Source organism: Streptomyces sp. VTCC 41912 (assembly GCF_045799175.1).
Taxonomy (GTDB): domain Bacteria; phylum Actinomycetota; class Actinomycetes; order Streptomycetales; family Streptomycetaceae; genus Streptomyces; species Streptomyces albulus_C.
In genome coordinates this window covers 1-575 of record NZ_JBJMAB010000115.1, presented here as the reverse complement: position 1 = coordinate 575, position 575 = coordinate 1, and the positions used below count along the sequence as shown (strand labels likewise).

Genomic DNA, 575 nt, shown 5'->3' with positions numbered 1-575 from the left:
CGTGTTCACGAAGAAGCCGACGAGGTCGTCCAGGGCCTGGTCGGTGCGCCCCGCGGTGGGCGTGCCGAGGGGGATGTCCGTGCCGGCGCCCAGCCGGGTCAGCAGGGTCGCCACCGCCGCCTGGAGCGCCATGAAGACCGTCGCCCCGTGCGCACGAGCAAGCCCGGCCAGCCGCCCGTGCAACCCGGCCGACAACTCGAACCGAACCAGGCCCCCTTCGTACGTCGGCTGCGCCGGACGCGCCCGGTCCGCCGGCAGGGACAACTCCTGCGGCAGGCCGGCGAGCGTACCCGCCCAGAACCGCCCCTGCTCCGCACCGACTTCCGCCAACAACTCCCGCTGCCACAACGTGTAGTCCGCATACTGCACCGGCAACGCACACCACTCCGGCGCCGCACCCGCCAACCGCGCCTCATACGCCACCGACAGGTCCCGCAACAACGGCGCCTCGGACCACCCGTCACTCGCAATGTGATGCAACGTCAACAGCAACACATGCGCCTCGGCACCAGGCGAGAACAACGTCACCCGCAACGGCAACTCCGACGCCAACGCGAACGGCGCGAACGCCGCTT

1 protein-coding gene is annotated in these 575 nt (G+C 70.8%); it reads right to left on the bottom strand.

Features of this window, described 5'->3' with window-relative positions; genetic code table 11:
• On the bottom strand, positions 1-575 hold a 575-nt coding region (locus ACJ6WD_RS41380), incomplete at both ends, for a condensation domain-containing protein (RefSeq protein WP_407617831.1).